This is a genomic window from Vreelandella sp. V005 (assembly GCF_052645115.1).
On record NZ_JBQXYA010000013.1, the window covers coordinates 1 to 20,307 of the forward strand.

19 protein-coding genes are annotated in these 20,307 nt (G+C 52.0%); 18 read left to right on the forward strand and 1 reads right to left on the reverse strand.

What is annotated here, in order from left to right; genetic code table 11:
* The first annotated feature begins 231 nt into the window (after nucleotides 1-231).
* The 18 genes from ACUN8H_RS18350 (at nucleotide 232) to ACUN8H_RS18435 (ending at nucleotide 17,181) form a co-directional block, all read left to right on the forward strand.
* Nucleotides 232-720: a hypothetical protein gene (locus ACUN8H_RS18350; protein ID WP_445533475.1), complete on the forward strand. Its 489-nt coding sequence runs from the start codon at nucleotides 232-234 to the stop codon at nucleotides 718-720.
* A 162-nt stretch (nucleotides 721-882) separates the two neighbouring features.
* Nucleotides 883-1,653, forward strand: a complete 771-nt coding sequence (locus tag ACUN8H_RS18355) for an amino acid ABC transporter substrate-binding protein (protein ID WP_445533476.1) — start codon at nucleotides 883-885, stop codon at nucleotides 1,651-1,653.
* Between the two features lie 134 nt (nucleotides 1,654-1,787).
* Nucleotides 1,788-2,456: an amino acid ABC transporter permease gene (locus tag ACUN8H_RS18360; protein WP_445533477.1), complete on the forward strand. Its 669-nt coding sequence runs from the start codon at nucleotides 1,788-1,790 to the stop codon at nucleotides 2,454-2,456.
* A complete protein-coding gene (locus ACUN8H_RS18365; protein ID WP_445533478.1) occupies nucleotides 2,453-3,208 on the forward strand; it encodes an amino acid ABC transporter ATP-binding protein in 756 nt (251 codons plus the stop codon). The genes ACUN8H_RS18360 and ACUN8H_RS18365 overlap by 4 nt, the downstream gene beginning before the upstream one ends.
* 28 nt (nucleotides 3,209-3,236) lie before the next feature.
* Nucleotides 3,237-4,043 (forward strand): 3'(2'),5'-bisphosphate nucleotidase CysQ, encoded by an 807-nt coding sequence (gene cysQ / locus ACUN8H_RS18370; RefSeq protein WP_445533479.1) that lies wholly within the window; start codon nucleotides 3,237-3,239, stop codon nucleotides 4,041-4,043.
* Between the two features lie 268 nt (nucleotides 4,044-4,311).
* Entirely contained in the window at nucleotides 4,312-4,578 is a 267-nt protein-coding gene (rpsT, locus tag ACUN8H_RS18375) for a 30S ribosomal protein S20 (RefSeq protein WP_008959243.1), read from the forward strand.
* A 97-nt stretch (nucleotides 4,579-4,675) separates the two neighbouring features.
* Complete coding sequence (murJ, locus tag ACUN8H_RS18380) at nucleotides 4,676-6,259, forward strand: murein biosynthesis integral membrane protein MurJ (RefSeq protein WP_445533480.1); 1,584 nt, start codon at nucleotides 4,676-4,678, stop codon at nucleotides 6,257-6,259.
* Nucleotides 6,260-6,325: 66 nt separating this feature from the next.
* The gene (ribF, locus tag ACUN8H_RS18385; RefSeq protein WP_445533481.1) at nucleotides 6,326-7,408 is read left to right on the forward strand and encodes a bifunctional riboflavin kinase/FAD synthetase; all 1,083 of its coding nucleotides are present in this window, start codon (nucleotides 6,326-6,328) and stop codon (nucleotides 7,406-7,408) included.
* Nucleotides 7,392-10,253: an isoleucine--tRNA ligase gene (gene ileS / locus ACUN8H_RS18390; RefSeq protein ID WP_445533482.1), complete on the forward strand. Its 2,862-nt coding sequence runs from the start codon at nucleotides 7,392-7,394 to the stop codon at nucleotides 10,251-10,253. Before ribF ends, ileS begins: the two co-directional genes overlap by 17 nt.
* Nucleotides 10,246-10,788 carry a signal peptidase II gene (lspA, locus tag ACUN8H_RS18395; protein ID WP_445533483.1) on the forward strand — a complete coding sequence of 181 codons (543 nt, stop codon included), beginning with the start codon at nucleotides 10,246-10,248 and terminating at the stop codon, nucleotides 10,786-10,788. Before ileS ends, lspA begins: the two co-directional genes overlap by 8 nt.
* Nucleotides 10,789-10,876: 88 nt before the next feature.
* Entirely contained in the window at nucleotides 10,877-11,323 is a 447-nt protein-coding gene (fkpB, locus tag ACUN8H_RS18400; RefSeq protein ID WP_445533484.1) for an FKBP-type peptidyl-prolyl cis-trans isomerase, read from the forward strand.
* Nucleotides 11,324-11,417: 94 nt separating this feature from the next.
* Entirely contained in the window at nucleotides 11,418-12,404 is a 987-nt protein-coding gene (ispH, locus tag ACUN8H_RS18405) for a 4-hydroxy-3-methylbut-2-enyl diphosphate reductase (protein WP_445533485.1), read from the forward strand.
* Between the two features lie 51 nt (nucleotides 12,405-12,455).
* Nucleotides 12,456-12,881, forward strand: coding sequence for a type IV pilin protein (locus ACUN8H_RS18410; RefSeq protein ID WP_445533486.1), 426 nt, complete (start codon nucleotides 12,456-12,458; stop codon nucleotides 12,879-12,881).
* A complete protein-coding gene (locus tag ACUN8H_RS18415; RefSeq protein WP_445533487.1) occupies nucleotides 12,868-13,395 on the forward strand; it encodes a GspH/FimT family pseudopilin in 528 nt (175 codons plus the stop codon). The genes ACUN8H_RS18410 and ACUN8H_RS18415 overlap by 14 nt, the downstream gene beginning before the upstream one ends.
* On the forward strand, nucleotides 13,392-13,826 hold the full coding sequence (gene pilV, locus ACUN8H_RS18420) for a type IV pilus modification protein PilV (RefSeq protein WP_445533488.1): 435 nt from the start codon (nucleotides 13,392-13,394) through the stop codon (nucleotides 13,824-13,826). Before ACUN8H_RS18415 ends, pilV begins: the two co-directional genes overlap by 4 nt.
* Nucleotides 13,823-14,308: a PilW family protein gene (locus ACUN8H_RS18425; RefSeq protein WP_445533489.1), complete on the forward strand. Its 486-nt coding sequence runs from the start codon at nucleotides 13,823-13,825 to the stop codon at nucleotides 14,306-14,308. The genes pilV and ACUN8H_RS18425 overlap by 4 nt, the downstream gene beginning before the upstream one ends.
* Nucleotides 14,305-16,095, forward strand: a complete 1,791-nt coding sequence (locus tag ACUN8H_RS18430; RefSeq protein ID WP_445533490.1) for a DUF7305 domain-containing protein — start codon at nucleotides 14,305-14,307, stop codon at nucleotides 16,093-16,095. The genes ACUN8H_RS18425 and ACUN8H_RS18430 overlap by 4 nt, the downstream gene beginning before the upstream one ends.
* Nucleotides 16,096-16,158: 63 nt before the next feature.
* Nucleotides 16,159-17,181 (forward strand): tryptophan--tRNA ligase, encoded by a 1,023-nt coding sequence (locus tag ACUN8H_RS18435; RefSeq protein ID WP_445533491.1) that lies wholly within the window; start codon nucleotides 16,159-16,161, stop codon nucleotides 17,179-17,181.
* A 404-nt stretch (nucleotides 17,182-17,585) separates the two neighbouring features.
* Here the strand turns inward: ACUN8H_RS18435 and ACUN8H_RS18440 are convergent, their stop codons facing one another.
* A complete protein-coding gene (locus ACUN8H_RS18440; protein ID WP_445533492.1) occupies nucleotides 17,586-19,409 on the reverse strand; it encodes a hypothetical protein in 1,824 nt (607 codons plus the stop codon).
* Between the last annotated feature and the right edge of the window lie 898 nt (nucleotides 19,410-20,307).

Sequence of the window (20,307 nt, forward strand, 5' to 3'; positions counted from 1 at the left end):
TCCCGCTTCGGCTTCGCCCAGGAAACCAATGATCTGTTCTTCGCTGAAACGCTTCTTCATGTCCAATCTCCTTACCCATAGGATCGGACTCTAAAGTGTAGCGCTACTCAATCAGGGGGAGACGTCGGGGGCATACTGGAAGGGGGAATGTGGCGGGGCGGCGAATGGTTAAGGCAAGGGCCGCGATTAGCATCAGCTAATGAGAGTGATGAGTTGCCAACTCAGCCCTCTATGGTTACTAAGCAGGTGAATACCTCCTCAACGCTACCTAAAAACGATAGCGTTGAGGAAGTGCTGCCTGAAAGTGAGGAAACGGATGACAATAGCGCTAACCATGTGCTTTTTGTAATGTTTGACCAGGCTGATCTTCCACTCAATAAAAAGTTACATACGAGCCTGCAAAACTGGGATGCCCACTACGATGCTGCGATGCAGGTTTATAGCGTGCCGGGCGTTACCCCACAAAATCCAGTATTGGTCACTAATGCTTACCCACCAGGGGTGATGCCGCCCGCGGATTCTTTCCAGCAAGAAGAGCACCTCATTAGTGGTGTGAGTGTGATTCTCAAAAAGCCCAGGCGCAGGCGCGGATTTGATAAGGTACAGTTGGAAAAATTTGTCGTTTTCACTCAAGAGTTGGCAGCGCTGGGCGGAAGCGTGCTAGATGCTGAGCGACAGGTAGCCACCGCTAAAACGTTTCATGCCATCCGCTATCAATAGCGCACTGGTATAGTGTCAATGCATATTCAATTAAAGAATAAAAAATGGCGTTATTATTCTTTTGTGCGCTTTTTCTGTTAAGAGTATGATAGCGGCCATCAAGGCCGCTTTTTGTACGGCTATGCGTATCGTCGGATTATCGACCAACGAGGAATTAGACTCATGCCACTACCCCGCAAGCTAAATATCACCCTCGCTGCGCTTTCGCTGAGCGTTGCCAGCGGTGTGTTCGCCGCCACTGCCCAGGCCGAAACCCTTCGTGTAGGCATGTCCGGCGGTTATTTCCCCTTTACATTTGTAGAGCAAGATGAACTCAAGGGCTTTGAAGTCGATGTGATGAATGCCGTAGGTGAGATTACCGGTGATGACATCGAATTCGTTACCGCGAGCTTCTCGGGCCTGGCGGGCATGCTGGAGTCTGGTCGTATCGACACCATCGCCAATCAAATCACTATTACCCCAGAGCGCGAAGCTAAATATGCCTTCACCGAGCCCTACGTGTATGACGGTGCTCAGGTCGTCGTGCGTGCGGGTAATGATTCTATCCAGGGCGTTGGAGACCTCTCCGGCAAAAGCGTGGCGGTGAACTTGGGTTCTAATTATGAGCAGTTGCTACGCGAGCAGCCAAACGCCGATGAAATTGACATCCGTACCTACGAATCCAACATCGAGCAGGACGTGGCGTTGGGTCGGGTAGAGGCGTTTGTGATGGACCGCGTAAGTGCGACGCAAGTCATTAAAGAAAAAGGCTTGCCTCTGGAGCTTGCTGGCCAGCCGTTCTCGACCATTGAAAACGCGTTACCGTTTCGCGATGACGAAGCGGGCCGCGAGCAGCGCGATCGTGTCGGTGCCGCGCTTTCTGAACTGCGTGAAAACGGCGAGTTACGTGAGATATCGGAAAAGTGGTTTGATACCGACATCACCCAGCCGTAACCGTTAGGCTATCCTGTTGTAACGCGGCCGTGGCATTGCCACGGCCGTTTGCTTATTAGCGATACGGCCACTGTTAATGGCTATTTTGAATGGCTGTGTTGAATAACTATTTTGAAGAACTAAGTTGAAGAACCATGCTTAATCTTGAATACATGTGGGGGCTGTTGCCGGTTCTGCTTAGCTATTTGCCGCTGACCATGCAAATGGCAACGATTGCCATGTTCTTTGCGCTGATTTTGTCATGCCTGCTGGCGGTGATTCGTGTGTCGAAGGTGCCATTCTTAAACGGGCTTTCGCTGCTGTTTATCTCGTTTTTTCGCGGCACGCCGCTGCTGGTCCAGCTGTTCCTTTTTTACTACGGCCTGCCGCAGCTGATCAGCGCGTTGATCTCGATTACTGGCGTCACCGCCGCGGTGCTCGGGCTTACGCTGCATTTCTCTGCTTACATGGCCGAGTCCATTCGAGCGGCGATCGTCGGGATCGACCGCAGCCAGACCGAAGCCGCGCTCTCCATTGGGATGACCCAGTCGCAACTGATGCGTCGCATCATCCTGCCCCAGGCAACCCGCGTGGCGACGCCCACGCTGATGAACTACTTCATCGATATGATCAAGGCAACCTCACTGGCTTTCACGTTAGGTGTTACTGAATTGATGGGCGCGACGCAAAAAGAGGCCGCGGGCAGCTTCCTCTATTTAGAAGCGTTCTTGTTAGTGGCGCTGATTTACTGGGCGATGGTAGAAGTGCTCTCCTGGGGGCAGCGTCGGTTAGAAATTTACCTGAATAAGGCCTACCAACGATGATTTCGCTGCAAGGCATCACCAAACGCTTTGGCGACCATACCGTGTTTAGCGATATCGATCTGAGCCTTTCCCAGGGTGAAATCATTGTCGTCATTGGCCCTTCCGGTACGGGGAAATCCACGTTGTTGCGTTGCATTAATTTCCTTGAAAAGCCCGATGCCGGGCGTTTGCAAGTGGGTGACTTGAGTGTGGATACCCAGCGCGCTAGCCGGGCAGATATTCTGGCACTGCGCCGCCGTACTGCGTTTGTGTTTCAGAATTACGGCCTGTTCGCCAACAAAACCGCGCTGGAGAATATTAGCGAAGGCATGATAGTAGTGGACAAGCTGCCTAAAGCGAAAGCACATGCCCGGGCCAGGGAGATTTTAGAGCGTATCGGCTTGGCTGAAAAAGCCGATGCTTACCCGGCTTCACTCTCAGGTGGCCAGCAGCAGCGGGTGGGTATTGGCCGCGCCATGGCGGCGAATGCCGATGTCATACTGTTCGATGAGCCGACCTCCTCGCTTGACCCCCAGTGGGTAGAAGAAGTGCTGGGCTTGATGAAGCAGTTAGCGGTAGAGCGCCAAACGATGATCGTGGTCACCCATGAGATGCAGTTCGCGCGGGAAGTGGCGGATCGCGTGGTCTTTATGGATGAAGGCGGCATCGTCGAACAAGCGCCGCCCGAGGAGTTATTTACCGCGCCCAAAGATGAACGAACGCGTCACTTTTTGCGCAAAATTCTAGCGCCCACGGGGCAGTCGGCGCTGTAAAAGATTGGCTAACGCATGCTGAGTTGATATGCCCACTATTTCCAAGGCGTTACTAAACAGTGTCGAGCAATTAGCTGGCCAGGCTGGCGAGGCGATCATGCAGGTGTATCGTCGCGGCTTTGAGGTTGAGCTAAAAGCCGATAACAGCCCGCTTACTGAGGCGGATAAAGCAGCCCATGTGAGGATTGCCCGTGGCTTGCAGACGCTTACCCCAAAGGTGCCGATACTCTCTGAAGAAGATACCCAAAGCTTCAAAGGCGCTAACGCGGAGGGCTTGTATTGGCTGGTCGACCCGCTGGATGGCACCAAAGAGTTCATCAAGCGTAACGATGAGTTCACCGTCAATATTGCTTTGATTGCCCAGGGAAAGCCGGTGTTAGGGGTGGTGGTTGCTCCTGCCTTGCAGCTGACTTATTTAGCCGCTGAAGGCCTGGGGGCTTTTAAGGTGAATGCTGATGGTCAGTGGCAGGCAATACAGGCGTCATTGCCTCCGCAGGTGGGGCGGCCTTGGCGTGTGTTGGGCAGCCGATCACATCCTGATCCGCGCATGGCTGCATGGTTAGAAGCACTGGGGGAGTATGAAACGCAACCCATGGGGAGTTCGCTGAAGTCGTGCTTTATCGCGGAAGGTAAAGCGGACGTTTACCCGCGTTTTGGGCCCACCAGCCTATGGGACACCGGCGCCGCCCAAGCGATAGTCGAGCAGGCCGGAGGGCAGGTGGTCACGCTGGACGATCAACCGTTAAGCTACGCTAATCCTCAGCAACTTCTTAACCCCGATTTTATAGTGTGGGGGCAGCGAACGAGTGAGAAGTGTATCGAGACGCGTAAGTGAGGTGAGCGGTGCGTTTAGCGGGTGCAGTTCCGTATTGACAACCGCTAGCAAGCACGCTTAGTGCGTGATAGACTACGCCATCCTCTCAGACAAGACCCGTGAGCGGGCAGCTTCTTTAAACTGCCTGTTACACTTTTTGGTAGGAAAAACGCCTGCCAATACAATTGGTTGTTGCGGAAACGTCGTGCTGTGATAGCGCAGTCGACGGACACATATTTAATTTCGTTGTCGTTTTATCGATAACCTTTATTCTCCAAGGAGATACCCTGTGGCGAACAGCAAGCAAGCTCGCAAGCGCGCCCGCCAGGCCGAGAACCGTCGCGTCCTGAAATCCAGCCAGCGCAGCATGGTCCGCACCTACATCAAGCGTGTAGTGAAAGCGATCAGCACCGGCGACCACGCTAAGGCAATGGAAGAGTTCAAGGCCATGCAGCCGGTCGTTGACCGTATTGCTGACAAAGACGTGCTTTCTAAGAAGAAAGCAGCGCGTCTGAAGAGCCGTTTGAACAAGCGTATTAAGGCACTGGCGGCGTAAGTCGGCAGACGCCCTTAAAAAACCGGCTGCGGCCGGTTTTTTTGTGCCTGGATGGTTTTTCTGGATAGTTTTCCTAGATGGTTTTTCTGGATAGCTTATGACAGCGAAGAAAGCACCCAATGCGTCTCCAAGCACCGCCGTTGTGCGCCGCGGGTTAATGCGCTCGGGGCTTGTGGTCAGTGCGATGACCATGTTGTCGAGGGTGTTGGGGCTGGCGCGCGATGTGGTTGTCGCTACCTTATTAGGGGCGGGCAATGGGGCCGATGCATTTTTCGTGGCATTCAAGATTCCCAACTTTCTGCGCCGCCTATTTGCCGAGGGCGCGTTCAATCAGGCCTTCGTGCCGGTGCTTTCAGAGTACTCGACCCAGCGTAGCCGTGAAGAGATACGCGAGCTGCTGAATGCGACGGCGGGAAGCTTAACGGCGGTGTTGGCGCTGATCAGCGCCTTGGCCATGCTCTGCGCCCCATGGCTGATTTGGGTGTTTGCGCCTGGCTTTGGGCGCGATCCGGAAAAGCTGGCGCTCACAGCCGATATGCTGCGTTTGACCTTCCCCTATCTGCTATTGATTTCGCTGACTGCCTTCTCCGGCAGTGTGATGAATACCTGGAACCGCTTCGCGGTCCCTGCGTTTACGCCTGTGTTACTGAATCTGTCGTTGATTGGCGCGGCACTCTTCTTAATGCCGTTAATGGACGAGCCCGCCATGGCGCTTGCCTGGGGCGTATTGATCGCCGGGGCTGCGCAATTGGTGTTTCAGGTGCCGTTCTTGCTGCGGTTGGGGTTGATGCCGACGCCCTGGCCCAACTTTGCCCATGAAGGCGTGCGGCGCATACTAAGGTTAATGGGGCCAGCGTTGTTTGGGGTCTCGGTTTCGCAAATCAATCTACTGCTGGATACCGTGTTGGCCTCATTGCTGACGGCGGGGAGCGTGTCGTGGCTTTACTACTCGGACCGCTTGGTTGAACTGCCACTGGGTGTATTTGGAGTGGCGATTGGCACGGTGATTCTACCTGCGCTTTCTAAACGCCATGCTGAACAATCCAAAGCGCATTTTGCTGCCATGCTCGATTGGGCGATTCGCATCGTGCTGCTACTCGGGCTGCCCGCAGCGCTGGCGCTGGCCGTGTTGGCCGAGCCACTGTTGATTACGTTATTTCATTACGGTGCAATGACCGACAACGATATTCAAATGGCGGCCATGAGCCTGCGCGCTTACGCCTTCGGTCTAGTGGCCTTTATGCTGATCAAAGTATTGGCGCCGGGCTTTTTTGCCCGCCAGGACACCAAAACGCCGGTAAAAGTAGGCATTATCGCTATGGTGGCTAATATGGTGTTCAACCTGCTGCTCATTTGGCCGCTGGCGCACGCTGGGTTGGCATTGGCTACCGCGCTTTCTGCTTTCTTGAACGCTGGCCTGCTAGGGTATCTGCTGCATAAGCAGCGGGTGTTGGTTTTTCAGCCGGGTTGGAAGCGCTATGCGGTGCAACTGTTAGGCGGCAGTACGTTGATGACCGTGGCGCTTTACGTTGTTGCCCCCGACTGGCAAGCGTGGCTTAACTTTGGGCTTTGGCAGCGCATAAGCTGGGTCACGGGGTTGGTCGTGTTGGGCGGATCACTCTACTTTGCCTGGCTGGCCGCGTTGGGTTTACGCGTTCGTCATTTTAAAATGCACTCTTAACGCTGCATCCTGGCGTAGGAGTTCGTTATAATCAGAGGCTTTATGTCCTCTAACGGCTGAGGTGCCATGCACGTCATACGAGGTCTGCACAACTTGAGAGCGGCTCAGCGTGGCTGCGTTGCCACCATCGGTAATTTCGATGGGGTGCATCGCGGCCATCAAGCCATTCTCCAGCAGTGCCGCGAGCATGCCGCACGCTGGCGCGTGCCGCTTACCGTCGTGGTGTTCGAGCCCCAGCCGCGTGAATTTTTTGCTGGCGATCAAGCACCGCCGCGCTTAACACGCTTGCGTGAGAAGGTGCGGTTACTGCGCGACTTTGGCGCGGAACAAGTGCTGGTGCTGCCGTTTAACGACGCGTTGCGCAGCCTTACCGGGCGCGAATTTATTGATCAGGTGTTGATCGATGGGCTCGGCGTTAAGCACTTGGTGGTCGGCGATGACTTCCGTTTCGGCTGTGACCGCCGCGGTGACTTTGCGCTGCTGGCGGAAGTAGGGCGCGAACAGGGGTTTGGCGTCGAGCATACGCGTACGTTTACCGTGGATGACGAACGTGTGTCCAGTACGCGGGTGCGCACATTGCTGGCCAGTGGCAACTTTTCCGCTGCGGCGCGTTTGCTGGGCCGCCCCTATTCATTACATGGCCGTGTGGTACGCGACCAGCAGTTGGGTCGCACCCTTGGTGTGCCTACCGCCAACCTCCCTCTATTGCCTCAGCCATTAACGCTGCGAGGCGTGTTTGCGGTAATAGCAGAACTTGAAAACGGTGAGCGCTACCCGGCCGTTGCCAATGTCGGTTTTCGCCCTACGGTAGGCTCAGAAAGGCCAACGCTTGAGGTGCATTTGCTGGATTTTGCCGGCGACCTTTATGGCCAGCGTATGACGGTATACCCCTGTATGCGTTTGCGGGGTGAGGTCAAGTTTGACGGCCTTGAGGCGCTAAAAGCGCAAATTGAACGTGATCAGGCCCGCGCTCGTGACTATTTAACGGCGGCAATAGATGGGCAAAACAGCGCTGAACGAGAGCGCGCTGAGCAAGACTATTCTCTTCCGCTGGCCTCGGCCCCGCTTGGGCGTGAGGCGATCTCTTCTAATACGATTTCTTCTGATTCATATTCGGCGGATGATGCCGCCGATGCTAACGACGGCTGACCAGACCATGGATTATAAGCACACGCTGAATTTGCCTGAAACCGATTTCCCCATGCGCGGCATGCTGCCTAAACAGGAGCCGGGGCGGGTTTCCCAGTGGCAGGACATGAATATTTACCAGCGCCTGCGGGAAGCGCGCGCCGGTGCGCCGCTGTTTGTGCTGCACGATGGCCCTCCTTACGCCAACGGCAGTATTCATATTGGTCACGCCGTTAATAAAATCCTTAAAGACATTATCGTTAAGTCAAAGAACTTGGCCGGTTTTGACGCCCCTTATGTGCCGGGCTGGGACTGCCATGGCTTGCCCATCGAGCACAAAGTCGAAACCACGCATGGCAAGCACCTATCGCCGGATCACGCCCGTGAGCTCTGCCGGGAGTATGCGGGCGCCCAGGTGGAAACGCAGTTGGCCGACTTCGTGCGTTTAGGCATCATCGGTGATTGGGATCACCCTTATCGCACCATGGATTTCGTCAATGAAGCGGGCGAGATTCGCGCGCTGGCCGAAATGGTGGACGCAGGCTACGTGTTCAAGGGCTTGAAGCCGGTCAACTGGTGCTTTGATTGTGGCTCGGCGCTCGCGGAAGCGGAGGTCGAGTATCAGGATAAGAAGTCCGATGCGATTGATGTGGCCTTCCCTGTAGAAGACGCCGACAAGCTGGCGGCTGCCTTTGGGTTAAGCGAACTGGACAAGCCCGCAGCGGTGGTGATCTGGACCACCACGCCGTGGACCATCCCCGCCAACCAAGCGCTCAACGTTCACCCTGAGTTCACCTATGCCCTGGTCGATACCGGTGAGCGCCTGTTGCTGTTGGCGGAAGAGCTGGTGGAGAGCTGCCTGGAGCGCTTTGGTTTGCAGGGTGAGGTGATTGCCACCACGCAAGGCAAACACCTTGACCTGATCAATTTCCGTCATCCGTTTTACGACCGCCTCTCACCGGTCTATCTGGCCGAGTACGTCGAGTCAGAAGTGGGCAGCACCGGTATCGTTCACTCGGCGCCTTCTTACGGCATGGATGACTTTTTGACCTGCCGTGAGCATGGCATGGAGTTCGATGACATGCTCAACCCGGTGCAGGGCAACGGCGTTTACGCTGATGATCTGCCGTTTTTCGGCGGCCAGATGATCTGGAAAGCCAACCCCCAAATCGTCGAAAAACTGCGCGAAGTGGGCGCATTGATGGCGCATATTCCCATCAAACATAGCTACATGCACTGCTGGCGCCACAAAACCCCGGTGATCTACCGGGCAACGGCGCAGTGGTTTGTGGGCATGGATATCAAAGGTAAAACGGGCAAGACCTTGCGCGAAAGTGCCCTGGAGGGCATCGAAGCCACGGCGTTTACGCCCGCTTGGGGGCAGGCGCGCCTGCACAGCATGATCGCCAACCGGCCGGATTGGTGTATTTCCCGCCAGCGCAACTGGGGCGTGCCGATCCCGTTCTTCCTGCATAAGCAAACCGGTGAACTACACCCGCGCACGGTCGAGCTGATGGAAGAGGCGGCTAAGCGTGTTGAACAAGCGGGCATCGATGCTTGGTTCAAGCTTGACCCTGCCGAGTTACTCGGCGCGGAAGCGGCGGAGTACGACAAAGTCACCGATACACTCGATGTCTGGTTCGACTCCGGCACCACGCATCGCCATGTATTGCGCGGTTCACATCCGCATGGCCATGAAAGCGGCCCAAGGGCTGATTTGTACCTGGAAGGCTCTGACCAACACCGCGGCTGGTTCCACTCGTCGCTGTTGACCGGCTCTGCGATTGATGGCCATCCGCCTTACCGCCAGTTGCTGACCCACGGCTTTACCGTCGATTCCCAGGGCCGCAAGCAGTCCAAGTCACTGGGCAACGTGGTTGCCCCCCAGGAAGTGATGGACAAGCTAGGCGGCGATATTCTGCGCCTGTGGGTAGCATCGACCGATTACTCCGGCGAAATGGCTGTCTCAGACGAAATTTTGAAGCGTACGTCTGATGTATATCGGCGGATTCGCAACACCGCACGCTTTTTGCTTTCGAACCTTAACGGGTTTGATCCAGAGAAAAACCAAGTGGCGTTTGGCGATATGCTCGCCCTGGATCAGTGGGTGGTGGATCGTGCGGCTCAGCTTCAAGCGCGGATCGAAAAAGCCTATGAAGAGTACCGCTTTCTGGATGTGTATCAGCAGGTACACGGCTTCTGCGCGCGGGAACTGGGTGGTTTCTATCTGGACGTCATCAAAGACCGCCAGTACACCACGCAAACCGACTCATTGGCGCGCCGCAGTGCGCAAACCGCGCTTTACCATGTCGTGGAGGCACTGAGCCGCTGGATCGCGCCGATTCTCTCTTTCACTGCTGAGGAGATCCACGAGAATATCCCCGGTAAGCGCGGCGACAGTGTGCTACTAGAGACTTACTACACCGGCCTTGGCCGCCTGGAAGACGATGCTGAACTGGGTCGTGCTTTCTGGGAGCAGGTGCTGGAGGTCAAACATTCGGTCAATAAATGCCTGGAAGATGCGCGTAATGCCAAAGTCATCAAAGGCAGCTTGGCGGCCGAAGTGACGCTGTTTGTCAGCGATGAGCTGCAGGCGACGCTGGCCAAGCTGGGCGACGAGCTACGTTTTGTCATGCTCACCAGCGAAGTTACGTTGAAACCTCTGGCTGCAGCCGGTGAAGCAGAGGCAGAAGCGACGGAGCTTGAAGGCTTGAAAGTAGCGGTCAACGCCAGCGACAACAGCAAATGTGAACGCTGCTGGCACCATCGCCCGGATGTAGGCACGCATGCCGAGCATCCTGATCTATGTGGGCGCTGTATCAGCAACCTTCCCGAAGGCAGCGGTGAGATTCGTTACTATGCTTAAAGAAGGAAATACGCCTGAGCCAAACGCGCGGCCGACGATGCAGCAGCCGCTGCGTTGGCTATGGCTATCGGTCGCGGTGATTGTGCTGGATTTGGCCACGAAGTACGTGGCCAGTAGCCAGTTGGGTTATGCGCAGCCGGTGGAAGTGTTGCCGTTCTTTAACTTAACCCTTCTGCACAACACAGGGGCAGCCTTCAGCTTCCTAGCCACGCACCCAGGCTGGCAGCGCTGGTTCTTCGCCATTATCGCGGTGGGAGCGAGTGTAGGTTTAACGGTGTGGCTGACGCGTATTAAGCATGATGAAAAACTGCTGGCGATTGCGCTGCCGTTGATTATTGGCGGGGCACTCGGAAATCTCTATGACCGCCTGGTGCACGGCTATGTGGTCGATTTCCTCTCCTTCCACGCCGCTGGATGGTACTACCCGGCGTTTAATGTGGCGGATATTGCGATTACCCTGGGAGCAGTCGCTTTAATCTGGGAATCTATTATGGGTGAGCGGCGGCGCAAAAAAGCGCCCGGCAACGTTTCATAATGCTCTGGTCATGAAGGTCTGTTAATAGCGGTCTGCCCTAACGCTAAGACATTCACGAAAAGTCATTTATAGACAGGTAAGGATGGTAATGAGCGACTACCGTATTGACGATGGCATGGAAGTAACGCTGCACTTCACCTTAAAGCTGGCAGATGGCACCTTAGTGGATTCCACTAAAGACAAAGCCCCGGCCACTTTCGAGTTTGGTGATGGCAATCTGCCGCCCGGCTTTGAACATCCTATTAAAGGCCTGGCCGCGGGCCAAGAGGGCACGTTTCAGATAACCCCTGAGCATGCTTTCGGCCAGCATAATCCGCAGAATATTCAAACGTTGAAGCGGGCCGATTTTGGCGATGAAGCCCCAGAAATTGGCATGGTGATGTCGTTTGCCGACAAGGCGGGAACTGAATTGCCAGGCGTGGTCAAAACCATTGACGGTGATCGCATCGAGGTAGATTTCAATCACCCATTAGCGGGTCGCACACTGACCTTTGAAGTAGAAGTGCTGGACGTTAAACCGGTGACTACCCACTAACCCTGGCCGGGTCATCGCTCGCTGGCGTTTCACTTAAAGCCTACACTGGCTATTGAATTTACTAAGCAGATGCCGCGCGCATCAAGGCGTTACTATGAGCTTACCCAGTACGCAGCAAACACAACCCATCGAAATTAAATTGGCGAATCCACGTGGCTTTTGTGCTGGGGTGGATCGCGCGATCGATATTGTTAACCGTGCACTCGATGTGTTTGGTCCTCCCATCTATGTCCGTCATGAAGTGGTTCATAACCGCTTTGTGGTTGAAACGTTGCGTGCCCGCGGGGCTGTGTTTGTCGAAGAGCTGGATGAGGTACCCGATGATGTCATCGTCATCTTTTCGGCTCACGGTGTTTCCCGCGCCGTGCAGGCCGATGCCGAGCGTCGTGGCTTGAAAGTGTTTGATGCCACCTGCCCATTGGTCACCAAAGTGCACTTGGAAGTATTGCGCTACGCCAAGCGCGGCCAGGAGTGCATACTGATTGGCCATGAGGGCCACCCCGAAGTAGAAGGCACCATGGGGCGTTACGACACTTCCCACGGCGGCCGCATTTACTTGGTCGAAGACGAAAAAGACGTCGATAAACTCGAGGTGCGTGATCCTTCCAAATTGGCGTTTGTGACGCAAACGACGCTCTCGATGGATGACACCGCCAAGGTGATTGATGCGCTGCGTGAGAAGTTTTCCGACATTCAGGGGCCGCGCAACGATGATATCTGTTACGCCACGCAAAACCGCCAGGATGCCGTGCGTGAGCTAGCCTCCCAGAGCGATTTACTGCTGGTGGTCGGCAGCCCCAACAGTTCCAATTCGAATCGCTTGCGAGAGCTCTCTGAACGGATGGGCACGCCTGCCTACCTGATCGACAATGCCGAGCAGATTGATCCCCAGTGGCTGGAAAATGTGGGCCGTATCGGCGTTACTGCGGGTGCCAGTGCCCCGGAAGTGCTGGTCAAAGGCGTTATCAGCAAGCTCCAATCTCTGGGCGCTGCCGTACCCGAAGAGCTACAGGGCCGTGAAGAAACCATTACTTTCTCGATGCCCAAAGAGTTACGTGAAAAGGTGATTGCCAGCAGTTGATCTTAGGCTGTGTGATGCAAAGCGTATTAGTTTGCGACATACTGAAACGGTATGAGCCAACTAATACAGGAGCAAAGCCGCGTGCCTTACGTTACTCATCCTTCTTCTGGCCGTTTTTCTCATAACGGCCAGCGCGGCTTTACCCTCATTGAATTAATGATCGTGCTGGTGATCATCGGCATTGTCGCCTCTATTGCCTACCCCAGCTATACCCGCTACGTGCAAAAATCAGTGCGCACAGATGCCCACGCAGGTCTGATGCAGGCTGCTTCTGAATTAGAGCGCTGTTATACGCGCTCTTACACGTATAGCGACTGCACTATTAGTCAGTCTTCTCCAGAAAACAACTATCTAATTGAGGAGAGTATTGGCGGTAATGGCTACTTACTGACTGCAACAACAGATCAGAATGATGGGTGTGAAGGTGATATTACCTTAAGTTCGAGCGGTGAAAGGCTACCCAATGACTGCTGGTAATCCAAAACAGCAGCGCGGGTTTACCTTGATTGAGCTGCTAATCACATTAATGATTGCGACGATTATTGCCATCATAGCGGTGCCTGCATTTGCCGGTTTCATGGCCCGCCAGCAACTAGCGGGCGATGTAAATGAGCTGATCTCCGTACTGAGTTTTGCGCGTAGTGAAGCGATAAAACAGCGCCAACCGATGCTGGTAACGTTTTTGCCACCGGATGAATGCGGCGCGGTTGAAGGGGTAGACGGGGATAATGATCAGCAGCAGTGGTGTTATCGGGTGGAGCGTGATGATGGCGAGACAATGCGCGTGGGGCAGGTGGCCAATATAACGACGCGTGATCAAGCGTTCTCACTGACCTTTCAAAGCTTAGGCGACGCTGATATTGGAGATTGCCGTGCGACCTCGTCTGCTCCGTGTCAGATTACGCTAACGCCGCAACGCGATGGCATCGCGCCTGTGACGCTTGCCGTCAATATTACCGGTAGTATCCGCAGGCAGGAGACAGCGCAATGACGCGCCAGCGTGGCTTTAGCTTAGTTGAAGCACTGATCGCGCTGGTAGTGCTCTCCATCGGCCTTATCGGCGTGGCAGCCATGCAGCTGAAAGCGCTACAAAGTGCTAATGCGGGTTACCAGCGCTCAGTAGCCAGCGTGGCTGCCGTGGATGCTCAGGAGCGGCTTTGGGCAACGCTCGCCGCACTTGAAACAGGCCAAACCTGTGAAGATATCACTACCTCTGCCGTTCAGGCTGAATGGAGGGAACACTGGTTTCAAGGTGGCGATGATGCCACACCCCTGCGCAACGCTATTGAAGCACAGAGCGAGATTGAGCGTGGTAGTGGTGATGACAGTTGCCAGTTCACTGTCACCCTGATGCTCAGCGAGGATGAAAGCGACCTGCTTGACTATACCTTCAGTCTCCCGCGTATCGAGCGTGTGCCATGATGCATTCGCAACGTGGCTTCACCTTAGTCGAGTTGATGGTGGCGATGGCGATTGGCACCGTCATTATATTGGGGGCTGGTCAGTTATTCCTGACTACTTTTCAAACCTTCCAGAATGTTGACAAGGTTAGCCGTAAGCAAGAGGCATTAGTCTTTGCCGTCAGTGCGCTGACTGAAAAAGGGCGCCAGGGAGATTTCGGTCACTATGCCATTATTGGCGATCAGCGTAGTTCGGGAAACGGGATACATCACTACTGCGTTCTGCAAGATCAGACAGAGAACCAGCCTGTTGTCGATCTAGCTCAGGTAGACGATGAAGCCGATTGCCCCGCGCTTTCAGAAGCTAATAGCGATGGTGTATCGCATACAGTCACCTTACCGGTAGGCGACTGTCGGATGGATGCCAATGCTAGCTGCGATGAAATTGTTTTCATCATCACAGAGCGAAACAAAGTGATCACTTCACAAGGGGCAACGCCATGAAACAGCAGCAAGGCGCTGCATTAGTGATTGTGATGGCACTGCTTTCTGGTGCGCTGGTGCTTGGCATGTCAGGTATGCAAAGCGCGTTGATTGATGAGCGTTTGGCGGGCAATTATCGGGCATCTGTGCAAGCGCAAATGACGGCAGAAAATACCACCTCTTCCCTGGCCGATTTGCAAAATTCGGATCGCAGAAATGAATATCTGAGCAGTTTAATAAATAGTGACGAGTTTTCTACTATTGGGGATATTAAAAACTTACGTGGAAGTGAGGTGGAGGCGTTGCTCCGAGATGGAGCGCTGGATGGCTTTTTTAAACAACTGCTCCCTAGCAATTATGACGAATTAAGCGAAGATGATAAAAACACAATACGGAATGCTTTGGTTGAAAACTTTGTATTGAGGTTTGAGCGCTTAGAAAATAATCAAATCGCTATTAGTGCTTTAGATGATGGCTTACGTCGAAATGCCCGAGGTCAGTCGAGTCTGATTTATGCCCTGGGAGAAGACTCAAGCGGAAGCCCTATGCCTTTTCAGTCACCCATTGTTGGCTGTGAAGGAGTGACTTCTGGAGGTGGCTCCACAATTAGTAGTTATCGCTCCAGCGAGGGGAGCTGGAGTGGGCAGCCTGGCAGCTTTGCTGAAAACGATATTCCTTTGATTCGGACAACGGCAGAGAAAGCAAATGTAGTCTTAGGGGGAAATGAGCAAATTCATGGAGGGATACATGCGCTGGGTTCTGTCACCCTTAACGGTTCATCGCAGGTATTTGGTAGTATTCTTGCTAATCAAACCATTAATTTGAATGCTGGTGGTGGCCGTGTACGCGGAAACGTAGAAAGTCTTAGAGATATTATTTTTGATAGTAGTACAAGGGTGGATGGCTTTGTAAGAGCAATGCGCCATGTGCGTTTTCAAAGTTGGTCAGCCAGCGTTGGGAGGGGGATTTACTCAGGCGGTAACATTATTTCAAGCCGTAATCCTGCTTCGGATCATATAGATGAAAGTAATAGGGCTAATTTTTTTCAACGCAGTGATGTTTTAGTTAATAAAGTAGAAGAACAGCTCTGCGACTCCCTGCGCTTCACAGATAACACGTTGAATGAAGAAATTAAGCGTTATCGTTCAGAGCTAACAACAATAGGTAATATTACAGTTGGTGCTTATCCTAACGCCGAGTGGCGGTTTACACCGCAAAAAATAGAACGCTATGACCAAACCTGGAACGTTAACCGCTGGGTGACTCATGCATCTCCGGAATCCAATACGCTGTTCGGCGATCAAACTGCTATTTATCGAATGAATACCCTTAACCTAACGGGTTCGCCGTCTTTAACCGTGAGTGGCGGCGATGTGGTTATTGTAGTAGATGGAGATTTTACGATGGGGGGGGGGGGGCCAGGGTTGGTTATCAATCCAGACAGTAGCTTAACGGTCTTTGTGTCGGGGCGAATTGATTTTGGCAGCGTACTCAATATGCCCGAATCAAACTCGATTAACAGCAGAGGGAAGCCAACGTTTTCTTTATTTTCAGGTTATAACGGCTCAGACACCGGGGTCAATTTCAGTTCCAGTAACCGAGTCGTTGCTAATGTATATGCTCCATACGCCCATGTGTCGGTTAATTCCGGTGCGGGCTTTTTCGGCAGTGTCAAAGGACGTAGCGTTAACGTGAGTGGTAGCGGCAGTATCGTTTATGATGAGTTGCTTGTAAGCACATTTGGAAGGCCGAATAGTACTCCCGGTGCAGGAGGCGCTGGTGGGTGGCGTTTAGTCGGTTGGCAATAACGCCATTCGCCACACGGCTGGGCGCACGTTATCATAGTGCTATTTGCTTAAGAGCTTGAAATCATGAGTCAGACTGACAAAACCCGCGTTCTCACCGGTATTACCACCACCGGTACGCCCCATTTGGGGAACTATGTTGGAGCGATCAAGCCTGCCATCGAGGCGAGCCAGGACCCCAACGTTCAGTCGTTTTACTTTTTGGCTGACTACCATGCCTTGATTAAGTGTCCTGACCCCAAGCGTGTGCAGGCATCACGCTTGGAAATTGCTGCCACGTGGCTGGCCCTGGGGCTGGATACCGACAACGCCATTTTCTATCGCCAATCAGATATTTTAGAAATCCCTGAGCTTACCTGGATGCTCTCCTGCGTATGCGCCAAAGGCTTAATGAACCGCGCTCACGCTTATAAAGCAGCGGTGGCTGAGAACGAAGAGGCCGAGAACCAAGACCCAGATAAAGGCATCACCATGGGGCTGTTTGGTTACCCCGTGCTAATGGCGGCCGATATTTTAATGTTTAACGCCAACAAGGTGCCGGTAGGGCGTGATCAAATTCAGCATATCGAAATGGCCCGAGATATCGCCGGTCGTTTCAACCATCTGTACAAAGGACAGCACTTTACGCTTCCTGAGGCGGTGGTCGACGACAAGATACAGCTACTGAACGGCTTGGACGGGCGCAAGATGTCCAAAAGCTACGATAATACGATTCCGCTCTTTTCCGCAGAGAAAAAGTTGCAGAAGCTAGTACGTAAAATCAAGACCAACTCGCTGGAACCTGGTGAACCAAAAGATCCAGACACCTGCACGCTCTTTCAAATCTACTCCGCTTTTGCGACGTCTGAAGAGACTGCTAGCTTGCGTGAGCAGTATGTAAACGGTATTGGCTGGGGCGCTGCTAAGGATCAAGTGTTTGAGTACTTGAACGCCCACTTGAGCGCGCCGCGTGAACGCTATAACGCCCTGATGGAAGACCCCGCCCACATTGAAACGGTCTTGCAGAAAGGTGCCGAGCGTGCAAGGGAAGAGGCGGCTTTGACAATGGATCGGTTACGTTCAGCGGTTGGCCTTGGTCGGTTTGTTTAAATCCATATGGTTTCTAGCTTGGTTGATTGATTTTCCCCTTTAGCGAGAAAGGGCGCGTCATCCGAGTCAGGCAGCACTGAAAAAATGGTAATATGAAAAAGGTCGCCTTCGGGCGACCTTTTTCTTGTTATCAACGGAGAAAATCCGATAGGCTGAAGTACATTTAATTTAGGATAGATGTGGTTGCGAGGCTATCGAGATGAGAAACAGACAGCAAGGCAGGGTAGCTCTAGGATCACTAAGCGTATTGTGAGGTAGGGCTGCTCACGACCCTGAGCGGACATACGCCGAAACGAAATTGAATCGCCTTTGTGTGGCTGCAACCTACCGCCAGAGAAGACACATCTAATGCTCAGTAAAACAACCGGAAAATGCCTCAGGGGAAACCTGGCCTAGGATTTAGACTAAATTCTAAAATGGTTTCGCAGACCAAGGCCGATCAGGAATAAAAAAATTGCCGCGATGAGACCCTGAGCAGAAAGCAACGCATACAAAACAGTTGAAAGATCACCTACTTCGAATAAATTTTTTAAGCTTAAGTCTCGCACATTTCGGCTAATAGCAAGAAACGGAATGCTATTGCTGATTGAAAATAAAAGATAGTCAGCGTAGCCGATCTCATTAAAAGGTTTGGAAGCTAAGTGCATATAAATTAGGGTGAACAGAAGTGTGGAGTAGATCAGGTAACGTGATGGGCGCCAAATACTTAGTCCATATTCACAAAACTCATCGTATAAAGCATCTATAATTGACGGGAACATCGTGGTTTGGTTCCAGCGTCTGGTTCGAAGATCATCAGCGTGAAGCCTTAGTGCTAATGAATGGTTACCATTTTTCTCGGACAGATCTTTAAGCCGCTGTAGTTTACAAGCGTTTTTAGGTTCGCGACATTTCTCCATTTTAATCCTGATAGGTCCAAAGCTTTTGTAGCGGATTTTGGGATCATATGATATATCGTCTAAAGATAGGTGGTGTGCAAAAGAAGTTGATAGGAAATCTGGGATATCTATGAAGTGGATGTTTCGTATATCAGTGGCACCATTAAAAGAAGAGCCCTCAAAAGAAATTGGCTTTTTCCACTCATTGTCTTCATGCCCTCTAATTAACTGGAAACTTTCCAAGAATCTGCAGTATCTGAAGTGGAGAGGATGGGGACCAGTCAATTTCGATGGCATAAAAATGAAGTCCGCTGCGACTCGGGTATTAAAGAATTCTATTTTTCCAAGCCCGAAGCTGGTTCTCTCGAAAGAAACGTTACCTACACCGATTTTGGCGTACTCAAAAAGTACTTTGCCGTTACCGAACCTAGCATTCTCGAAGCTAATGTCGCCTTCGCCGAAGCTTGTTCTTCGAAAGAGTACATTCATGTAATCAAGCTTTTCACTTCCAGACTTAATTTTATCTGGCCACTTAAGAGGTTGACCGCTACTACCTATAAGAGCCCTATCAAACCTCAAATTCCCTTTACCAAAAACCGCATCATCAAAAAGAACATGTCCATTTTCTTTTCCGTCTTCTTCTATTCTACCATTACGAAACTCAGCAGCATGGAAATTAACATTGCCATCACCAAACTGTGTTTTTAAAAATGAAACAGCACCCATTCCAAAATTTGTTCCCTCAAAACTAATAGGGCCGTTACCAAACTCAGCGCCAGAGAAACTCACAACCCCTTTGCCCAATTTAGACATTGAGAAATCAACCTTCCCACCGCCAAAATTTACCTTCTCAAAGATAAAATCACCATTTCTTTTCTCATCCTTAAGGCCATTAAACTTCGTCTCTCCATTGCCAAATTTAGCTCCGAAAAAACTAACTACTCCCTCACCAAATGTCACAGCTGTAAATTGTACATCTCCATCGCCAAACTCAGCTTCTTCGAAAAGAACATCCCCTTGTTCGAACTTAGCGCCGAAAAAATTAACGTCGCCAGCGCCGAAATTAGTACGACTAAAATTAACCGGACCATGGCCAAAATTGGTATCAACGAAGCTGGCCCTACCCATTGGGAATTTGAATCCTGAAAACGTAACTTTTCTATCCGGCACTTTCTCGCGTAGCGCTCCAAAATCTACATTTGCGAATGTCACATTGTAAAGAGGGTTTTCCTTGACCCATTCATTCCAATGGTGTGGTTCATAATCGGCGCGGTTTAGTGTTTTGAGCCACAGCGATGTGGCCATCTCACTATCTAGCGTTTCGGCGGTATCTGGAAAATTTTCAGTCATATTTTATTATCCATTTTGCTGAATATCGACAGATGAAAATCTTTTGATACAGTCAGGAATTACTTTTTCGTGGATAACAGCCATCACTTAGAAAGATAGTTGAGAATAGTGAATGCGACAAAAAATAAACGCTTACAAACATTCATTGATAATTATAAATAGCTTTTTTTGCCATAATAGAAATAGCTCTTGAATAAACCTGCCTGCCGCGAGAGTAAAAGGCTATTTAGGTTTAATCAGCTTGCCGCCTTGTCCTTTTGGAGATTTGTTTACAACAGTACTAACAGACCAATGTTCGATTCGCATCGATTTTCCGCATTACATTGCGGTTTGCCTCTTGATCTGTTAGGTCAGGAGCAAGTCATGAGTCGAGGCTATCGTAATCCAGAATCAACTGCAGTCTGTAGTCTACGTCAACAGCAGTGCCCCGGCACGACTCAGTGAGAATAAGGCATCCTAGAGTATTCATCACGCTCTACGTAGATAGCGGCGAAATACAATGGCTTTTGATGATGTAGGCACAAAAATGAGGCTGTTTTGGTGACGTTTCCTTTATTCGCACGTGCCATCCATTAGAGAGTAAGAGGCACCGGTGTTTGGTGAATGCCGCTCATGGGCGTAAATGGAATGCCCGTGTATATGCGTAGGTGCTGCTTGGATTGCACTGGGTATTCTAGCCGCCACTTGTTTTTTCATTTGGGTTCGAGGGGATTGCCTAAGCGGTCAATTTGAGTTTTCGGATAAGGTTTTCTCCTATAATCAGCCATTGCATCAGTTTTAACTAATAGGCTGCTTCTGGCCGATAGCGGCAATACGTAATAAGGTTATCCTGCGTATACCTTCTAAACCTCCGCTTTCAGCGGTTTTTGTATAAAAAATCGCCAATATCTCGCTGTAA